Source organism: Ruegeria sp. EL01, from assembly GCF_900313035.1.
Classification (GTDB): domain Bacteria; phylum Pseudomonadota; class Alphaproteobacteria; order Rhodobacterales; family Rhodobacteraceae; genus Ruegeria.
This window is the reverse complement of the sequence record NZ_OMPS01000048.1, coordinates 320,809-337,857: the sequence shown is the minus strand read 5'-3', so window position 1 is coordinate 337,857 and position 17,049 is coordinate 320,809. Positions and strand designations below refer to the sequence as shown.

Annotated in this window: 22 protein-coding genes and 1 pseudogene; 8 read left to right on the top strand and 15 right to left on the bottom strand. The window is 56.7% G+C overall.

Going from position 1 to position 17,049, the window contains the following annotated elements:
- Positions 1-15 precede the first annotated feature (15 nt).
- Positions 16-990 (bottom strand): isopenicillin N synthase family oxygenase, encoded by a 975-nt coding sequence (locus D9K61_RS25930; RefSeq protein ID WP_120636082.1) that lies wholly within the window; start codon positions 988-990, stop codon positions 16-18.
- On the bottom strand, positions 990-2,354 hold the full coding sequence (locus D9K61_RS25925; protein WP_120636081.1) for an FAD-dependent oxidoreductase: 1,365 nt from the start codon (positions 2,352-2,354) through the stop codon (positions 990-992). Before D9K61_RS25925 ends, D9K61_RS25930 begins: the two co-directional genes overlap by 1 nt.
- Before the next feature lie 166 nt (positions 2,355-2,520).
- Between D9K61_RS25925 and proS the strand changes: the two genes are divergently transcribed.
- Complete coding sequence (gene proS, locus D9K61_RS25920; RefSeq protein WP_120636207.1) at positions 2,521-3,861, top strand: proline--tRNA ligase; 1,341 nt, start codon at positions 2,521-2,523, stop codon at positions 3,859-3,861.
- Between the two features lie 99 nt (positions 3,862-3,960).
- Here the strand turns inward: proS and D9K61_RS25915 are convergent, their stop codons facing one another.
- On the bottom strand, positions 3,961-4,320 hold the full coding sequence (locus tag D9K61_RS25915; protein ID WP_120636080.1) for a hypothetical protein: 360 nt from the start codon (positions 4,318-4,320) through the stop codon (positions 3,961-3,963).
- A gap of 169 nt (positions 4,321-4,489) precedes the next feature.
- Here D9K61_RS25915 and D9K61_RS25910 point away from each other — a divergent pair, with 169 nt between their 5' ends.
- The 3 genes from D9K61_RS25910 to D9K61_RS25900 all read left to right on the top strand — a co-directional run bounded on the left by D9K61_RS25910 (position 4,490) and on the right by D9K61_RS25900 (position 6,984).
- On the top strand, positions 4,490-4,927 hold the full coding sequence (locus D9K61_RS25910; protein WP_162947042.1) for a hypothetical protein: 438 nt from the start codon (positions 4,490-4,492) through the stop codon (positions 4,925-4,927).
- An 82-nt stretch (positions 4,928-5,009) separates the two neighbouring features.
- Positions 5,010-6,305, top strand: coding sequence for a lipoprotein-releasing ABC transporter permease subunit (locus D9K61_RS25905; RefSeq protein ID WP_120636206.1), 1,296 nt, complete (start codon positions 5,010-5,012; stop codon positions 6,303-6,305).
- Positions 6,298-6,984 carry an ABC transporter ATP-binding protein gene (locus D9K61_RS25900; protein ID WP_120636078.1) on the top strand — a complete coding sequence of 229 codons (687 nt, stop codon included), beginning with the start codon at positions 6,298-6,300 and terminating at the stop codon, positions 6,982-6,984. The genes D9K61_RS25905 and D9K61_RS25900 overlap by 8 nt, the downstream gene beginning before the upstream one ends.
- Here the strand turns inward: D9K61_RS25900 and D9K61_RS25895 are convergent.
- On the bottom strand, positions 6,968-7,405 hold the full coding sequence (locus tag D9K61_RS25895) for a DMT family transporter (protein WP_120636077.1): 438 nt from the start codon (positions 7,403-7,405) through the stop codon (positions 6,968-6,970). The genes D9K61_RS25900 and D9K61_RS25895 overlap by 17 nt on opposite strands.
- 142 nt (positions 7,406-7,547) lie before the next feature.
- Between D9K61_RS25895 and D9K61_RS25890 the strand changes: the two are divergent.
- A pseudogene (locus D9K61_RS25890) lies at positions 7,548-7,892 on the top strand (c-type cytochrome); the annotation flags it as partial.
- 21 nt (positions 7,893-7,913) lie between these two features.
- On the opposite strand, the gene D9K61_RS25885 reads toward D9K61_RS25890, so the two are convergent.
- Positions 7,914-8,624, bottom strand: a complete 711-nt coding sequence (locus tag D9K61_RS25885) for a hypothetical protein (RefSeq protein ID WP_371688497.1) — start codon at positions 8,622-8,624, stop codon at positions 7,914-7,916.
- Positions 8,625-8,728: 104 nt separating this feature from the next.
- On the opposite strand from D9K61_RS25885, the gene D9K61_RS25880 reads away from it, so the two are divergent.
- The 3 genes from D9K61_RS25880 (at position 8,729) to D9K61_RS25870 (ending at position 11,704) form a co-directional block, all read left to right on the top strand.
- Entirely contained in the window at positions 8,729-9,250 is a 522-nt protein-coding gene (locus D9K61_RS25880) for a DUF2478 domain-containing protein (RefSeq protein ID WP_120636076.1), read from the top strand.
- Positions 9,251-9,338: 88 nt separating this feature from the next.
- Positions 9,339-10,586, top strand: a complete 1,248-nt coding sequence (locus D9K61_RS25875) for a D-arabinono-1,4-lactone oxidase (protein ID WP_120636075.1) — start codon at positions 9,339-9,341, stop codon at positions 10,584-10,586.
- On the top strand, positions 10,583-11,704 hold the full coding sequence (locus D9K61_RS25870; protein ID WP_120636074.1) for an alanine racemase: 1,122 nt from the start codon (positions 10,583-10,585) through the stop codon (positions 11,702-11,704). The genes D9K61_RS25875 and D9K61_RS25870 overlap by 4 nt, the downstream gene beginning before the upstream one ends.
- 135 nt (positions 11,705-11,839) lie before the next feature.
- On the opposite strand, the gene D9K61_RS25865 is transcribed toward D9K61_RS25870, so the two are convergent.
- The 10 genes from D9K61_RS25865 to D9K61_RS27145 form a co-directional block, all read right to left on the bottom strand.
- Positions 11,840-13,072 carry a hypothetical protein gene (locus tag D9K61_RS25865; RefSeq protein ID WP_120636073.1) on the bottom strand — a complete coding sequence of 411 codons (1,233 nt, stop codon included), beginning with the start codon at positions 13,070-13,072 and terminating at the stop codon, positions 11,840-11,842.
- Positions 13,062-13,301 carry a hypothetical protein gene (locus tag D9K61_RS25860; RefSeq protein WP_120636072.1) on the bottom strand — a complete coding sequence of 80 codons (240 nt, stop codon included), beginning with the start codon at positions 13,299-13,301 and terminating at the stop codon, positions 13,062-13,064. The genes D9K61_RS25865 and D9K61_RS25860 overlap by 11 nt, the downstream gene beginning before the upstream one ends.
- 17 nt (positions 13,302-13,318) lie before the next feature.
- On the bottom strand, positions 13,319-13,504 hold the full coding sequence (locus tag D9K61_RS25855) for a hypothetical protein (RefSeq protein WP_120636071.1): 186 nt from the start codon (positions 13,502-13,504) through the stop codon (positions 13,319-13,321).
- Positions 13,501-13,812: a hypothetical protein gene (locus D9K61_RS25850; protein ID WP_120636070.1), complete on the bottom strand. Its 312-nt coding sequence runs from the start codon at positions 13,810-13,812 to the stop codon at positions 13,501-13,503. The genes D9K61_RS25855 and D9K61_RS25850 overlap by 4 nt, the downstream gene beginning before the upstream one ends.
- Positions 13,813-13,984: 172 nt before the next feature.
- Positions 13,985-14,467 carry a hypothetical protein gene (locus D9K61_RS25845; RefSeq protein ID WP_120636069.1) on the bottom strand — a complete coding sequence of 161 codons (483 nt, stop codon included), beginning with the start codon at positions 14,465-14,467 and terminating at the stop codon, positions 13,985-13,987.
- Positions 14,464-14,766: a hypothetical protein gene (locus tag D9K61_RS25840; RefSeq protein ID WP_120636068.1), complete on the bottom strand. Its 303-nt coding sequence runs from the start codon at positions 14,764-14,766 to the stop codon at positions 14,464-14,466. The genes D9K61_RS25845 and D9K61_RS25840 overlap by 4 nt, the downstream gene beginning before the upstream one ends.
- Positions 14,766-15,425, bottom strand: coding sequence for a hypothetical protein (locus D9K61_RS25835; protein ID WP_120636067.1), 660 nt, complete (start codon positions 15,423-15,425; stop codon positions 14,766-14,768). The genes D9K61_RS25840 and D9K61_RS25835 overlap by 1 nt, the downstream gene beginning before the upstream one ends.
- Positions 15,422-15,640: a hypothetical protein gene (locus D9K61_RS25830; protein ID WP_120636066.1), complete on the bottom strand. Its 219-nt coding sequence runs from the start codon at positions 15,638-15,640 to the stop codon at positions 15,422-15,424. Before D9K61_RS25830 ends, D9K61_RS25835 begins: the two co-directional genes overlap by 4 nt.
- Before the next feature lie 111 nt (positions 15,641-15,751).
- Complete coding sequence (locus D9K61_RS25825) at positions 15,752-16,099, bottom strand: hypothetical protein (protein ID WP_120636065.1); 348 nt, start codon at positions 16,097-16,099, stop codon at positions 15,752-15,754.
- 11 nt (positions 16,100-16,110) lie between these two features.
- A complete protein-coding gene (locus D9K61_RS27145; protein ID WP_162947040.1) occupies positions 16,111-16,938 on the bottom strand; it encodes a DUF6745 domain-containing protein in 828 nt (275 codons plus the stop codon).
- Positions 16,939-17,049: the final 111 nt, after the last annotated feature.

Genomic DNA, 17,049 nt, shown 5'->3' with positions numbered 1-17,049 from the left:
TGCCGTTTCGGGTCGTTAATCGTGCAACGTTCCCAGTTCCGGGGTATCGTCGGCCGCGGTCTGATCCGGCCAGTTGGTGCGCCAGATTTCGGCTGACCAATGGCCGCAATGCACAGATGGTCGGTCAAACCCGGGCAAGGTGGGCAGAAGTGGCGCAACAATGACGTCGTGCCGTGGGACCGCGAAGTAAGGGAACGAGTAACGCTCTCTGCCTGATTTGTTCACGACACGATGTGGCGTGGATTTCAAACGACCACCGGACCAGAGTTCGAGCATGTCCCCGATATTGACCACGAAACCACCCGGAGGGCAGTCAGGCGTGATCCAGCCGCCATCGCGGGTTTGGACCTCAAGGCCGCCAACGGGGTCGGGGGCGATGATCGTCAAGGCATCGGTGTCCTTATGCGGATGAATCCCATAGCCGCCGTCGTCCGGGGCCTGCGGCGGGTAGTGCAGCAGGGTCATGTTGGTCATCGGGTCCCGAAACGCATGGCGCAGTATGTTGGGGGGCAGATCCAAACCCACCTCCAACGCCGCCAACAGGCGATCTGCGACCTGATCGAGCTGAGCCCAATAGTCCAGAATAACGCCCCGCGCGTCGGGCAGGTTCTCGGGCCAGATATTGGGCCCGTAAAGGGTGCAGTCCTGACGAATCTCGGCATCCTCAGCTACGTCGTAATGCAGCTTGTAACCTTCATATCTGTCCGTCTGACCCGAGCCATCATTGGGTGAGAATAAACCCATCGGGATATAGCCGCGGTAGTTGTCACGGGTAATGGCCTGATCCCACTTTTGTGCCTCATCGACATCGAAAATCGTGCGTGTCACCTGCCGCACCTGATCGACTTTTTCTTGCGCCACGCCTGTTCCCGTAATCGACAAGAAACCGATCCCGGTGCAGGCGTCTAGAATCTGTCGAACGATCTCGTCATAACCCGCGTTGGTTTTGTCCCACAGCGGCGATATGTCTATCGTTGGAATTTTGTCCATCAGTGAACCCTCACGCCCTGACGATCCAGCTCTGCATGGACTGGCGCGAGGTTCATGTCATGCAAATCCTGATTGCTTCGAAGCGCAAGCGCCGCTGCAATCCCCGCGCCCTGACCCATAACGGCGCAACAGGCCATATTCCGGGTCGCGGCATGTGCCACCTTGTCCGATCCGTGCGAACGGCCTGCGACCAACAGACCTTTCACACCTTTTGGCAGCATCGAACGATAGGGGATCTGCATGTACCGACCTGTGGTTGGCAGGATCAGGATGCCATATCCATCAATGAATTCGGGGTAGATTCCGATTGAGTCTTCGAACCGCCCCTGATGACGCGCGTCATCTTCGGTCATGTTGTAGACCGCATCGATCTTGCGGGTATCCCGGATGCCGATGGTCATTCCAAAGTTTCGCAGCCGTGCATTTTCGCAACCCGGCATGAAGCGGCGCAGCGCTTTGATCGCCAACATGGATTGCCGCCGGCCTTCTATCTCGCCTCGGGTCAGGCTGTCGGGGCCGGTGCCATCGATCTCGGCCAAATGGATGAGGTTCATATAGGTCAACTCGCCGGTGTCGTGCATCGCACCCCATGTGCCCGCGATGGTGTTCAGATGCGGCGGGATAAGGCCCTGATCAATTGCCTGCTGAAACGGTTTGTGCACGAAAGGCGAGAACATGTCGTCCTCTTTGCCGCTGGTTTCGATGTTCCACTCACCGCCGCCGCCCCAATCCTTGTAGGTCTGCGGATCAGATTTGACCCCGTCCATAAAGGCATGTTTGTCGACGCCCGCCAGATGGAACATGACCGACGCCGCCATCATATCTTCCCGCGCTGTCTTGCGCGTAGGTGCTCCGGCGCGATGGGCGACATCCGCATCCCCGGTGGCGTCGATGACGAGACGGGCTAGGATCGCCTCGCGCCCGGCCTTGGATTCGGTGATGATGCCAGCAATCCTGTCGCCCTCCATGATGGGGGCAACGAACTGGCGATGCAGCATGGGGTGAACACCCGCTTCCTCGACCAGCTTGTCGGCAACCAGTTTGAACCCTTCACTGTCCAACTCGTAGCTGAGCGATTGGCTCTCTGGCACGGCTGCGCCCATGTCCTTGGCGCGGGTTTCGAACTCCATGCCGATGCCACCAGCCTCGACCGTTTGCTCATGACGATACCAGGCAAACCCTTCGACGCCCACAGCTGTGATGTTGCCACCCATGCAACCGAAGCGGTCGACCAGCGAGACCTCGGCCCCGGTGCGTGCCGCAGCCAGCGCGGCGGCCAGACCTGCGGGGCCAGACCCTACGACTAAAATATCTGTTTTGTGGACAACAGGGATCTGACGGGCGGGTTCCTGAATGGTCTGCATCGACGCCTCTTGAAGTTTGCGGTTCCGTCACATTTGAAATTCCTGATCGGCGGGTCAATCAAAAACCGACCGACCCGAGGTCGCAAATTCATTAATGCATGATTGCCCCCGGCGGGGCTTTGGCATAATCACCTTTGAAGTCGAATTTTCCTTCAAAGGTCAAACAATGCGCCTCAGCCGTTACTTTCTGCCCGTTCTCAAGGAAAACCCCTCCGAGGCCCAGATCGTCAGCCATCGGCTGATGCTGCGCGCGGGCATGATCAAGCAGGCTTCGGCCGGTATTTATTCCTGGCTGCCACTGGGCTTCAAAGTACTGCGCAAGCTGGAAAACATTGTGCACGAAGAACAGGCGCGCGCTGGCCATATCGCGATCCAGATGCCCGTCATCCAATCGGCGGATCTGTGGCGGGAATCCGGGCGCTATGATGATTACGGTCAGGAGATGCTGCGGATGAAGGACCGGCATGACCGGGACATGCTGTTCACACCCACGGCGGAAGAACTGGTGACCGACATCTTCCGAGGCCACGTCAGCAGCTACAAAGACCTGCCTCTGACGCTCTATCAGATCCAGTGGAAGTTCCGTGACGAAATCCGCCCGCGTTTTGGCGTGATGCGCGGCCGCGAGTTCTATATGAAGGACGGCTATAATTTCGACCTCAACAAAGAGGACGCGCTGCACGCCTATAACCGCCATCTGGTGACCTACCTGCGCACCTATGAACGCATGGGTCTGCAGGCGATCCCGATGCGCGCCGATTCCGGCCCCATCGGCGGTGATAACACCCATGAATTCCTGGTGCTGGCAGATACGGGTGAATCCGAGGTCTTCTATGATAGCGCCGTGACCGATCTGACCTTCGGCGACCGCCAGATAGACTATGACGATCACGCGCAATGCCGGTCGATCCTGGAAGAGTTCACCTCGAAATACGCCCGCACGGACGAAACCCATGATGAGGCGCTGTTCAATCAGGTCCCTGAAGATCGTCGCCGCGTGGCGCGCGGAATCGAGGTCGGCCAGATTTTCTATTTCGGCACCAAGTACTCCGAAGCAATGGGCGCGACCGTTCAGGGCCCTGATGGCAAGCCTGTGCCGGTTCATATGGGCAGCCACGGTATTGGTGTCAGCCGTCTCGTGGGTGCGATTATCGAAGCGAGCCATGACGACAAGGGCATCATCTGGCCTGAAGGGGTGACACCGTTCCATTGCGGCATCGTCAACCTGAAGCAGGGTGATGATGAGGCTGACGCGGCGTGTGACAGTCTCTACAAGGCGATGACCGCGCTGGGGCTGGACCCTCTCTATGATGATCGCAAAGAGAGGGCAGGCGGCAAGTTCGCCACGATGGACCTGATCGGTTTGCCATGGCGCATCACCGTCGGGCCACGTGGCCTGAAGAATGGCGTTGTCGAACTGACCAACCGCCGCACAGGCGAAAGCGAAGAGCTCAGCCCCGAGGCAGCCGTTACCAAGATCGCCGAGATTTATCAGAACATCGCCTGACTCGAGGTCCTTGGGCATCAAGGTGAATAGGCACCTGCCGTCCTGTGGACGGCAGGGCATACGCAGCTGACGCTGTCTAGCCGGTTTGTGATTGGGTGTTCAGGTCTGGGCAGATGTTGGCCGTGCGGCCAGTACATCACCATCCGCCTGATTGCCGCGCGCGACAACGATTGGACGGCCCAGTCGGCTGATCAGATCCTTTAGCTCGAACCCAAGAAACCGCAGCCCGCAAACCCGCGAACCCGTTGCAAGATCCGTGATGCACAACCGACCCTGTCGAAATGCCAGGTGGTAGCCTTTGTCTTTCAGGATGTCTGACAGGTTGCCCCAGCTTGCGGCGCTGGAGAAAATTGGACGGATCGCTGCTCGCAGTAGTGCTGCGGTTTCGCAATCCAGATCTGTTGATACCTTGCGGGCCAAAATCGGGCCCGACCCTTCCGTGTTCGTTTGAATATACATGAGCGACCCCCGCTCTTTAAAATGTGTTCCCCCAAATCAGGGTGACAAAGTTTCTCAAAATAAGCAAAAAGCGAAATAAAATTGCCTGCGAAATGTGGCATTTTGAGTTCAGTGACTCACGTAACGCCCGCATTGACTTCATAAATGAAACAATGAACCCCTGTCTGTGATGAGCGTCACAACCACAGGTATAAATCATTGGTGTGGCAAACTACTTTTTTCGAACATGGTGTCGCAAACGGCCGGAAATGATTCGTTCCAGCGTCTTTCAGCAGTAAATTCGACGGCGTGGTGTTTGGTGATAAATGGGGGGAAGGCTAGGAAGGATCAGGGTTTGTTGAGTTTTGCCACAATCGTCTACTCAAGAGACTTCCCCTTGCTCCGGCTCCAGGCGATGTCCTTCGCGCGGTTTGTTCGACCGGACCAGGTTGCCTCGTTTCATGTGATTCCGAACGATCTTGACGAGGCGACGCTCAAGGAGAACACCGCGCCAGATGCGCAACTGGCTTTACGTGGGCAAGTCTCCTCAGAGCTGGAAACCTGTGGAATCTGCGATCGGGCCACGGCCACGGTTGCGCTACAGCAAACTTCGGCCTTAACGGGCTGACGGGCAGGTGTCGGCCCACAACCGGCTTGACCATCTGGCGAAATGCCGAAAGTGTCGCCGCGACACAAAAACCGGAGCAGGCATGGCCAAAACACCCCCGCCCTTTGCGCCTTTTGAATGGAAAATCGCCTGGCGCTATCTGCGTGCCCGCAAGGCCGAAGGCGGCGTCAGTGTGATGACCTGGATTTCGCTTATCGGGATAACACTGGCGGTATTTGCACTGATTGCGACCTTGGCTGTTCGGTCCGGATTTCGGGCGGAGTTTGTCGGGACGATCCTTGGGGCCAATGCACATGTCACCATTTTTTCTTCTGGTGAGATCGATTCGCAGGGGCGAGTGGATCGCACCATGGTTGATTACGAGGACAGGGCCGCAAGCATTGCTCAGGTACCGGGCGTGGTGCGCGCTGCACCGTTGGTCAAAGGCCAGGTTCTGATCACCAGCCGTGACCGCAGCAGCGGGGTCGAGGTTTTTGGCATCCACCCTGATGATCTGCAGGATCTTCCGGGCGTCGCGCAAAGCGAACAATCCGCCGGTGAATTGTCCCTGTTTCAAACCGGTGAGGATGTCATCGCCATCGGTTCGGGCGTGGCCCGTAGTATCGGCGCGACTGTCGGGGATACGGTCAAACTGACCTCGCCCAATGGCGTGAAGACCGCATTTGGCACCTCGCCCCGGGTCAATGCCTACCGCGTGGTTTATGTGTTTTCTGCCGGGCGCTATGACATTGACCGCACCCGCGTCTACATGCCGTTTTCACAAGCACAGGGTTTTTTCAATCGCGACGGGGTCGCTGATGAAATCGAGGTGATGGTCGACAAACCCGAAGATCTGGGACCGATCCTGATCCCGATCCTGGAAGCAGCGGGCGAGCGCAGTCAGATATGGACATGGCAGGATGCCTCGGGTGGGTTTCTGCGTGCGCTTGAGGTCGAAGACAACGTGATGTTCATCATCTTGTCGATCCTTGTTCTGATAGCCGCAATGAACATTGTTTCGGGTCTGATTATGTTGGTTAAGAACAAAGGTCGCGACATCGGCATCCTGCGCACCATCGGTCTAAGTGAAGGCTCGATCCTGCGTGTCTTTTTCATCTGCGGTGCCTTTACGGGCATCATAGGAACCGCGATGGGTGTCGTTCTGGGATGTCTTTTTGCGATCTATATCGACCCGATCTTTTCCTTCGTGAATGCAGTCATGGGCGGCGGGGTTTGGGATCCGTCCATTCGGGGCATTTATGCGTTACCGGCCGAGCTGCACTTGAACGATGTGCTCAAGGCCGTGGGGCTATCGCTTGGCTTGTCCTTCATCGTCACCTATTTCCCCGCCCGCCGCGCGGCGCGGCTGAACCCGGTTGAGGCACTGCGCTATGAATGATTTGACGATGCGGTTGAGCGGCCTGACCAAAACCTACCTCAAGGGCACCCCCGGCGAGGTTCAGGTGTTGCGCGGGGTCGATCTGGAATTGCGCGCGGGCGAGGCTGTGGCAATGGTAGCGCCCTCGGGCGCGGGCAAGTCAACGCTGCTTCATATCGCGGGTCTTCTGGACAAGCCAGACGATGGAACCGTCGAAATCGGCGGGCAGGACGTGTCGGGTAAAGGGGACCGGACCCGAACATCTTTGAGGCGACAGGACGTTGGATTTGTGTACCAGTTCCATCATCTGTTGCCCGAATTCACTGCACTGGAAAACATCACCCTGCCGCAACTTGCCAACGGGCAGTCCGAGAAAGCCGCGCAGGACAGGGCAATGAACTTATTAGAGCGTGTGGGTGTCGCGGCCCGTGCAGATCACCGCCCGGCGGCTTTGTCTGGCGGCGAACAACAACGCGTGGCCTTCTGTCGGGCTTTGGCCAACAAACCAAGTGTCATGCTTGCGGATGAGCCCACTGGCAATCTGGACCCGGATACGGCTGATCAAGTATTTGATACGCTGATGTCGCTTGTGCGCGACGAAGGCCTGTCGGCCCTGATCGCCACGCACAATCTGGAGCTTGCTGCACGCATGGACCGAATGGTCCGTCTGGACGGTGGGGTGCTCAGGCCAGTTGAGTAATGGCCACGCCCACCACCATGACAGTGATACCACCCGCACGCATCCATGACAGTGGTGTGACCTGAGCGCCAAACAGGCCGAAATGGTCAATTGCGGCGGTGCTGATCAGTTGTCCCACAAGAACAAAGAACACTGCGTTTCCAACGCCGAAATGCGGGGCAACATGGGTGATCGACAGGACATAGAATGCGATCAGCACGCCGCCCAGCAACAGATGTTTGGGCGCTTGAGTAACCTTTGAAAGGGCGTCAAACCCGGGAAACAGCGCCATCACCAAAGCGGATGCCAAAAACGCGATGGCAAACAAGATGACTGCGGCGGTTGTTGGCGATCCAATCAGTTTTCCCAGCGCCGCGTTGAGCGCAGCAAGGATCGGAACGCCAATTCCGGCGGCCAGCATGATGGTGGCGTATTGTGTCATGACCCGGACCCTTTGCATCGGTTTTGTTGATTTGGATCATTGCGCCAAGACGGCCTCTGGACAAGCCTGCAAATGCCAAACTTGGCACGAGGATGCGATGATCAATATGAGAATTGGGGCTGTAGTATTCGGGCTTGTTGCGATGGCGTCTCAGGGGGTCTGGGCGCAGGATGTTGAAACAGGCGAAGAGCTGTATATGCACTATTGCGCGACCTGTCATGGGATCGGCGCGACGGGGCAGGGACCGATGGCCGGAGTGCTGTTGGTTCAGCCAACAAATCTGAAAGCACTGGCCGGCGAGGATGGCATTTTTCCAACAGCGCGCGTTGCCGCCCGGATCGATGGGCGCGACCCTCTGGTTAGCCACGGCAGCCCAATGCCGGTCTACGGTCCTTATTTCGAGGGGCGGGATACGGCCATCAAAACGCATGAAGGCCAACCGATCCTGACCAGTCAGCCGATTGTCGACCTAGTCGCGTATCTGAGACTCTTCAGAAGGGTTGAGCGTTCAGCGGCAGATTCCCTGAACCTTGGCCTCGCTCCAGGGGATAACCACGTCGCGCTCGCGCCCCTTTCGGGGCAAGGGGGAAAGGTCAAAATGCTCTCCCAGCATTCCGTGCAATCTTCGGGTGCGCTCCGCTTGAGGATCGAGCGCGCGGCAGCACACGTATTCTTCCACGATGGCGCCTTGCTGTTCGTACCCGTAAGATAGGAAATTCGGCGAGGTATTGAGATCGAAAAGATAGGGGTCTTTCCGCCCGCCATGTTCGGCCGCTGCGCGGAGCGGGTGATATCCAGTTGTTTTGCGGTTCTGCCATTGCCAGACATGGGTCAATTCATGGGCCAACAACATCGCTGCGATCAGATTCACCTCGTCAGGATAGTCTGACATGTAGTCTTCAAGAAACCAATCTCGTGCAAAGTAAACCTTGTTGAACAGGGCAATGGCTGCGGGCTTGCCGGTGACGGTGCCTTCGTTTATTGGCGGCAAAATGCGTTCACGGCAGGCCAGGCGCGGGCGCGCTTCGCGAAAATAGGTGATCTGCGTAACTGGCGCACCGTTGACCAGGCGCACACGGTCCAAATCAAGCGTTTCGCCTTGAACAGTGCTGGCAAAATCGCGCTCCAGATCCGTCAGGGGACGACCGCAAGACGCAAGACACAAAAGGGCAAAAACAAAACCGCGCAGAACCATGGTGATAAGCCTAATATGCTGCATCCTTTCCGCAAGCCGTTTTCATACGCACATTGCAAAGAAAAGTGGCGGGGTGCCGGTCGGCGTGCTATCTGGATCAGCAGTCTTGAAGGAACTGGGGTTTCTGAATGTATCTTGCCTATGTCACAACTACGGATCGCGGCGCGACGGATCGACTGCTAAGTGCCGTGGCCGAACATTTGCTGGCCAACGGCGCGCATTTGGCAGGGGTGGTTCAAACCAACACGGAATGTGCTGACGACAGCAAATGCGACATGGATGTCCGCGTTCTGCCGGACGGCGAAACCATTCGAATCTCGCAATCTTTGGGAACCCAGTCCCGAGGGTGCCGTCTGGATCCGGCTGCGCTGGAACAAGCCGTAGGATATGTGACCGCTTCGTTGAAAGATGCCCCGCAGCTGCTGATCATCAATAAATTCGGCAAGCACGAAGCAGACGGGCGCGGGTTTCGTCCTGTGATCGCCGAGGCCTTGGCGCAAGACGTCCCGGTTCTGGTTGGCGTGAACGGATTGAATACTGAAAAGTTTCACGAATTCACTGGCGGTGAGGCTGAACAGCTTGTCCCGGATGTGCAAGCCATCGCAAATTGGCTAAACCGCGTCACCGCTCTGCGAGAGGCGGCCGCTTAAGGGACCATCACGTCACGTAACGTCCTGATATGCTGACTTGTTCCGCGCCGCTTGGGCTGCAATCCTCGGCGATGGGAGGACAAGCTTTATGTGGACCAATTGGGCAGGCAATCAAACTGCCAGCATAAAACTGACGCGGCCTGCGACACTGACGGCGTTGCAAAGCACTGTCTCTGAGTCGCAAAATCTGCGGGTTGTCGGGGCAGGGCATTCCTTCACGCCCATCGTGGCGGGCGCAGACCGCATTCTTGATCTGTCGGAACTGCAAATGCCCACAGTCGGGTCTGTCGAGGACGGGCAGGTTTGGGTGAACGCCAATGCGCGTCTTCGAGATCTCTCGCTAGCGCTGGCGCAACATGGTTTTGCATTTCGTAATCTGGGCGACATCAACGCCCAGTCATTGGCGGGTGCTGCCTCCACCGCAACCCATGGAACCGGACAGGAGCTGCCAAGCATCGCCGCTGAACTTACCGCTGCAAAGCTGGTCGGAGCCGGGGGGGACGTCCTGACCACGGCAGATATCCCGCTGGACATGGCCCAAGTCACTCTCGGGTTGCTTGGGGTGTTGACCGAGGCGTGCATCAAAGTTGTGCCCAAATACAACCTGCGCCGTCAGGTGCGACTGGCCGGGCTGCAAGACAGTCTGGACATGATGCACCAAAACTGGGACGAAAACCGCAACTTTGAGTTTTTCTACATTCCCTTCACCGGCGCGACTGTCGAAATCCGTCATGCGCTGAGTGACGCACCAGAAACCAAGGCACCGCGCGATTTGGACATGATTGCGATCAAAGTGCTGAAACTGGCCCGAAATGCCGGGCGCCTCAGTCCGCGCCTTCGTGCGATGTTTTTGAAATTGTTGATACTTGCCCAGTCCGAAGAAGATTATGTCGGTGAAAGCTGGCGTGTCCTGTGCAGTGACCGGCACGTGCGTTTCAAAGAGATGGAATATCACCTGCCCCCTGACGTGGCGAGCGATGTGCTGGTCGAAGTGTTTCGCCGACTCGAGAGGGACCACAAGGATATCTATTTCCCCGTCGAAGTTCGCCAAACCGCTGGCGATACGGCCTGTTTGTCACCGTTTCAGGGTGGGCGGCGCATTTCAGTGGCAATTCACACCGATGCGCATGAAGATCACAGCCGGTATTTCGACGCGCTCGAACCGCTATTTGTCGAAGCTGGGGGGCGACCACATTGGGGAAAGATGCACAGTTTGACATACTCTGACTTGTCCAGGCTTTACCCGGATTTCGACCGGTTCTGTGCGGTGCGAGAGCAATTGGACCCAACCGGGAAGTTTCTAACCCCCGCGTTGTCCCGGCTGTTTCAACCATGAGCGATCCGTATCTAGCCCAACTGTCTGACACGCTGCGCCGCCACGGCGTTGACCAGCCGGTGACAGTTGTCGATCTGGATCGTCTCGAGGCCAATTGCGCCACAGCATTGGCGGCGGCGGATCCCGACCTCAATTGGCGTCTGGTGGCCAAATCGCTGCCTTGCCTGCCGCTGCTGGACCATATCAGGCGTCTGATCCCCACGTCTGGTTTGATGACGTTTTCCGAGCCGATGCTGACAGCGTTGCTCAAGGCAGAACCCGGAACCGACCATCTGATTGGCAAACCGCTTCCGGTCAGTTCCGCCGCGCGTATTCTGGCGGCATGCACCGATGCTGCCGACCGGGTGCAGTGGCTGATCGACACTCCGGAGCGCCTGCAGGAGTATTTGGTCCTTGCAGAGGACAGCAAATCCCTGCTGCGGATTTCGTTCGAAGTGGATATTGGCCTGCACCGAGGCGGGATGAAAACCCTCCAAGTCGCCGAGGCCGCGCGGGCTGTCACCGCCCACCCCCATGCCCGGCTCAGCGGATTGATGGGGTATGAGGCCCATTTGCCCAAGTTGCCCGGAATTCTCAAATCCCGCGCCAGCCGATCCTGCGCTGAAGCCTATCGTCGCGCTACTGACGCCCTTCCAGAGACCAATTCTCAGCTTTGCCTGAATACAGGTGGCAGCCTGACTTTTCAGTCTTACAAGGCGGCAGGGTCCGCCAATGAGATCGCCTTTGGCTCAGTTCTGGTAAAGCCGTCAGATTTCGACCATGCCTCGACACAGAATTTCGGACCTGCGGCTTATCTGGCAACGCCGATTCTCAAGGTCATGCCTGGCAACGCCTTGCCAGGGCTTGATTTTCTGCCGCGTCGGAAAACCGATATCGCGATCTTTGGTGGATATTACATGGCCGATCCGGTCTATCCCGACGGGTTCGCCTATTCTTCGGTCTTCGGACGCTCAACCAATCAAGAGGTCTGGACCGGTCCAATGTCGACATCCGCTCAACCCGGCGACATCGCCCTGCTTCGACCCCGCCAAAGCGAGGCTGTGTTGAACCAGTTCGGCACACTGCTTGCGGTCCGGGACAAACAGGTTGTCCATGAATGGCCCTGCCTGCCAAATTAAAGGCTGGTTGCTATCGTCACTCATCTTTGGAAGATGGTGGGCGACCCTGGAATCGAACCAGGCGTGCGTCTCCGCGAGGGAGTTACAGTTTCCCAAATATAGTTTTGTTTCAAGCTCGTGGTATTCATCATTGCGCTATTGACGGTTCTTTTGGCGCAAGCTGACAACTTTGTTTGCGGCCGCTGATCTTGCCCTGACATAGCGGTCGGTGGTTGAAACCATCTTGTGCTGAGCGGCATCCCGCAGCGTCATCGGTTCCACCAGATCCTTGCTTTCGGTGATCCCGCCTGAACGGTTGTCCGACAAACGCAGCTCGTCAGATAGATCGGGATGATCCCGAACGATTGCCTTGAACTGTTTGGTCAGTTTCTCGCTACGTGGGGGCAGCCCGTCATCCATCTTGATCACCGGACCAACGCGCTCGGCCTCTGGGATCGACAGCAAGCGCCGACGGATATCAGGGACATCATTCAGATCGAAGGTGTAGGGCTCTGGCAAGGACTTCGCGGTTTTGCTGATCACCTTCTCAAAGCTGGATACATCCGATGCTATCATCTCCCATGTCAGGCCTTTGACCCAGCGCTTGACGGTGCCTTTGTGTTCGAACAGGACGCCACCTCTACCACCCTCGGCCGGTTCCCATTCCCCATACACGTCAACACCCCGAAGCATGAACTCGAAGCGAAGCAGAACGGACAGGGCAAGTTGGGGCCAGCCGCGCTTGTCAGCCTCGGCGACAACGGTCTCAACCTGATCCCATGTTATAGCCTGGCTACGGGCTGCCGGTGATTGGATGCGCATCTCGCCCCGGATCGTCTTGATCCTGACGCAATGGCTCTGCGTATCTGGGTCACCCGCTTTGATCCCGTGCGATACAACAATCATGAAGTGCGTGAACCAGCGGCTGATGTAGTCGACAGAGCGACCGTTGCCCTGCATGTTCTTGCGCCAGCCCATCATGCGCTCGAAGTCGGTTTGATCGATGAGAACTTCACCTATCGCGTTCTCGATCCGCTTCATCCATTCCTTGTACTTCTTGCGGGTGGATGGCTGGACCTCTTGGATCGAACTGTATTCGTCGCTGACGTACCGTCCGATTAGCCAGCCCCATGTTCCAGGCTTGCGACCGTTTGTTTCCCCTTCAAACCAATCCAGCATTTCACGGGTGAGAAGACGGCAGTGGCGGGCGCGTTCCATATCCCGGCCGTCGCCCGCTGTGCCTTCCAGCTTGTAGGTCTTGATCGCATAACCGGCGTCCAGGTATTTTTTCGGAGGGCGCCAGAAGTATGATCCTCGGTCTTTGCGGTGCTTGATGCACGGCGCATAGGTGGGATCTGAATCATCCCACAGAGATTTATCAAAAAGCATTTAGGTCCTCTTGGTTGGTTTCCGACAACCGCTCTGGACGCTCAGATTTTCTGATGTTTCTTTCGCGCGCCCATTCCTCAACAGCTTCAACGTGCCGCATCCCGACAGCCGGATCAATCGGCGGTAACCCATACTGCCGTTCCAAAGCCACAGCGTTAGAGCGAAGCCACGTGACGTTGTGGCCTAGCATCTTCGCTATGGTTTCTTCTTTGACGTAGAGCGGGGACATGGTTCAGGTGCCTTTTCTCACCGGCCGAATATTTCATTGAAAACAAGACGAAGCATCATGTAGAGCGGCATTGTGATCGGCCAGGCTACGATCATCAGGAAGTCGAAAACGGATATATTCGTTGTCGTTCTGATCGTTGCAGTTCCAAATCCTGCTGCACCAAAAATGTAGAGCCATATCAGCAGATAGTGTTCATAGGTCATGACCAATCACCTTCCTTTTTCGCACTCCGACACTTGAGACCAAGAACCTTAGCGTCCTTGTAGACTGTGGATGATGGAACCTTCACCACTCTGCCTATCTCGCTGGCGGTCATCCCGTTCTTAATCAGTTTGGTGACCTTCTTTCGGCGCTCTGTTACTGCTTCTGGTGGGTGGCGACGTGGGCCGCGGGAAGGTGGGGGGCGCATCTTCGCGCGCGCTGGCTCTAGTCGCTTAGGCAGCGACTTGATCAGGTGTTCGCCTTTCCAGGCATCCGGGTTGCCGTCCCGCTCTACCAATGTATTAGTCATGGGGTGGCTCCTTGTCGCAAGTGCGGCTATCAAATATCTTTGATCGAAAGGTGCTTAGCTGACCGTCGCAACGGTAGCATCGGTACAAAAACACCTCGAAGGCTCTGCGTAGTGGCCGAAGGAGAAAGACGTCATCTGCGCCGCGACTAAAAGACTTCCTGTTTAAGCACATCTACTCCCCCTCCGGTTGGTCGGCCAGCGCGGACAGGATGCGGCGTTCGTAGTCGGCTTGAGCGGCTGCTTTGGCCTCTTCTTGTGTGTCAAATACCCCGTCAGTTGCCATCAGAGACCACGACATTCTAAGAGAAAACAATCCGTCGTCTCTTGTGAAGACCGTATAACCAGCAAATCCGGGCGCGTCCGCTGACACACATCGCTCATTTGTTTTACGCCACACCAGCGGCTTGACCCTCCGAGCTGCATCCAGACGGGCTTGCAGTGCGTCACGTTCGGCGAGGGCGGATCTCAAATAGTCAATAGTATCCTGAACGGTTGCAGACGCTCGCAAGACATCAGGCAGCGGAACACTAGATAAGATGTGACCGAATGCCTTCTTCCACTCATCACGTTCAGCCTCACGGTTCAGGGCGTATTCTTTCCAGTACTCAATACCCTTAGGTGTCCGCTCGGGCGCTTTTGTGTCGTGCGTGGTCATGATGGGGTGTCCTCTGGCTGTACCGCTTTGAGATTGGGCTTAATTTGGATGAGCGTGTCGCGCAATAGATTCAGCAAATCCTCAATCTGAGCGTCCATAGGTGCATTTCGCAATCGGGGTTTGGTTTTTGCCACAAGTGCAGCCGCGAATGAAACCGATGCTGCAGCCATCAAAAGGGATGTCCCAGCCTTTTGCTCGTCGCTCATGCGGTCTTCTAAAAGAAGTGCTTGGTTGTTTCCGTGGACAACCTGCATGATTGCGTCCCGATATCGATCTAAAGTTTCAGCGTGCATCCGCATCACCCCCCTCCTTCCGACAGGGAACGCAGGGCGGCGCGAGCCATATCAAGGCACCAAGCGCCTGCTGGGGTGGATGCACTAAACCAGTGGTCATCAGCCATTAACGGGCCATCGTGCATCGCTGCGGCCATTTTCCTTAGAGCAATATCATCGTTTAACAACACCCGCGCTGCCGCCTTCACCGGGTCGGGCTCAGGCTGGGCCATATCGTCTGGCAACCCAAGTTCCGCAGTGGTGCGTTTAACTATCTCATCCCTCCGTCTGCTATGCAGATGCGGCTGGACCACAAGGCGAAGAAGGTCACCAATCATGCCGCGAAGTTTCTCCGTCTCCGGGTAGGGATCGGGCTGTGCGCTGGGTGCGGGGGTGGTCACGTGGATCAAATCGGCTGAACCGCATGCCAAGCATCGGCCAAGGTCGCAGAGCATTACGTTTTCGTCGCAATCTTTGCACCATGGCTGGGAATTCGCTTCCCGGCTGGCATGTGGAGCGGGGCGAGCCTCCAACTCTTCGACACGGGATAGGAGGGCATCGAGCATATCAATGGATGATTGCGCGTAAAGCGAAGAGGCGTGAAATCCTTTCTCTATGCTGGAAACTCTATGACCATTGAGTTGCGCAATTACCCGCTCAACGGCGTCTCTACTGATATCGGTCATGACTCACCCCGTGCTTTGAGCATGGCGTCAGCGGCTTCGTATGCAGCACGCGCCCGATCAGTCCAACCGTTTTGGTCCCATGCGTTGTTTGCGCAAAGTCCCGTTAGAACCTGTGCTGCTAAGTAATCGCGCAAGGTCATGCCTCGATCAATCAAACGCCCGTAATGCGCCACGTCCACCGGGAATGCTGCCGGATTTTCTGGCTCTCGTCTCATCTCAAACACTCCTAACAATCACTACGGCCACGAGGGCCAATAACGTACATGCCACCCAGACCGTCCTGCGTTCCGTCGCTGGACCCCGTTGCCGAGGCCCAGAAAGAGAAATCAGTCGGCCACACGGCGGGCCTGCTGAAGGAATGGGTCGAATTCCCGGCTGATACGCATCTCATAGATGCCTGGAGTCATGTCGTGTGCTTCGTGCGCGTTTGCCGCGTTCTGCTTTAGGCTCGTTGGCTCATCGACAATGGCGTAAAGGATACGCATCCCCTCGGGCACGTCAGTGGTCCGCTCCATCACTGTGACCCCCGGTGCGTCAATCACGTGATGGTGGCCGCTTTCGCTGTGGCTAATGATCCACGCGCCGGTCTCGTCCTTTTCGGTAAAGGGCACCAGTCCTTCTGGAAGCTGGTCAATGTAGCGAGCGTAAATCTCGCCCTGTGCAAAGGCTGTCATGATGTTTCTCCTTAGGTTCTGACAGTGGGGTAGATGAACTCAGATGCGGGTATTCCGACGCGCCAAGCCTGCGCTTCAAGCACGGTGCCGATTTCGTTTGGGACGCCCTCGAAAATGGTTCCGTTACGAGGGCACTCGGCTTTCAGGAAACGACCGGGTTCTGGCAGGTCTGGAATGCGGACTTCAAACAAATCGCCGTGCATCGGATCGGGGTCACTGTCCAGTATGCGGTGATCAAGGCTATCAAGCATGCGCTCCATGCCAAGGATCGCCACACCCGCAGCCCGCTGTTCGACGTTCTCGCAAGACAGGATCTCAGATGCATCAATTGAGGCGTGGTCCTCAATCCAGTTTCCAGGCACTCGAACCCCACGCCATGCATGAACGGAAAATCCGTCACGATACCGAATTGCCGGACCGTCTTCACAGTGCAACAGCTTTTCGTCGTTAAGTTGAATAACTTCGGGTCGATTGGTGATGACGGCACATCCTTCAAAGGGCCAAACCCAACCGCACTCCTGAGCAACCTCAAATAGCCCCACGGCCTTTTCGGACAGATCAAAATGAGAATTGAAATAGTGATGAAATGACAGCCATGAGGCGTCGTGTGAGCCGAATACTGCGTCCCAGACCTGATCCCCGACCTGAGCCCTGACCTGAGCCCCGACCTGAGCCCAGACCTGAGCCCAGACCTGATCCCAGACCTGATCCCCGACCTGAGCCCTGACCTGATCCCCAAATTTCGTATCTTTCAACATCGCAGCGGCGATTGCGCCCTGTTGCGGGTTGTCTAGAAAGATGAATACAGATGGAGGTGTTAGATCTGCGCATTCATACATCCTGCAGACGGCGGCTTTTGCCCTCTCTTCATCTATAGGCGAAGTGGAGAGGCCAATATCAAGCCACATGTCTCGCCATTTTGATAGATCTGAAACTTGTTGGTTTGTCAG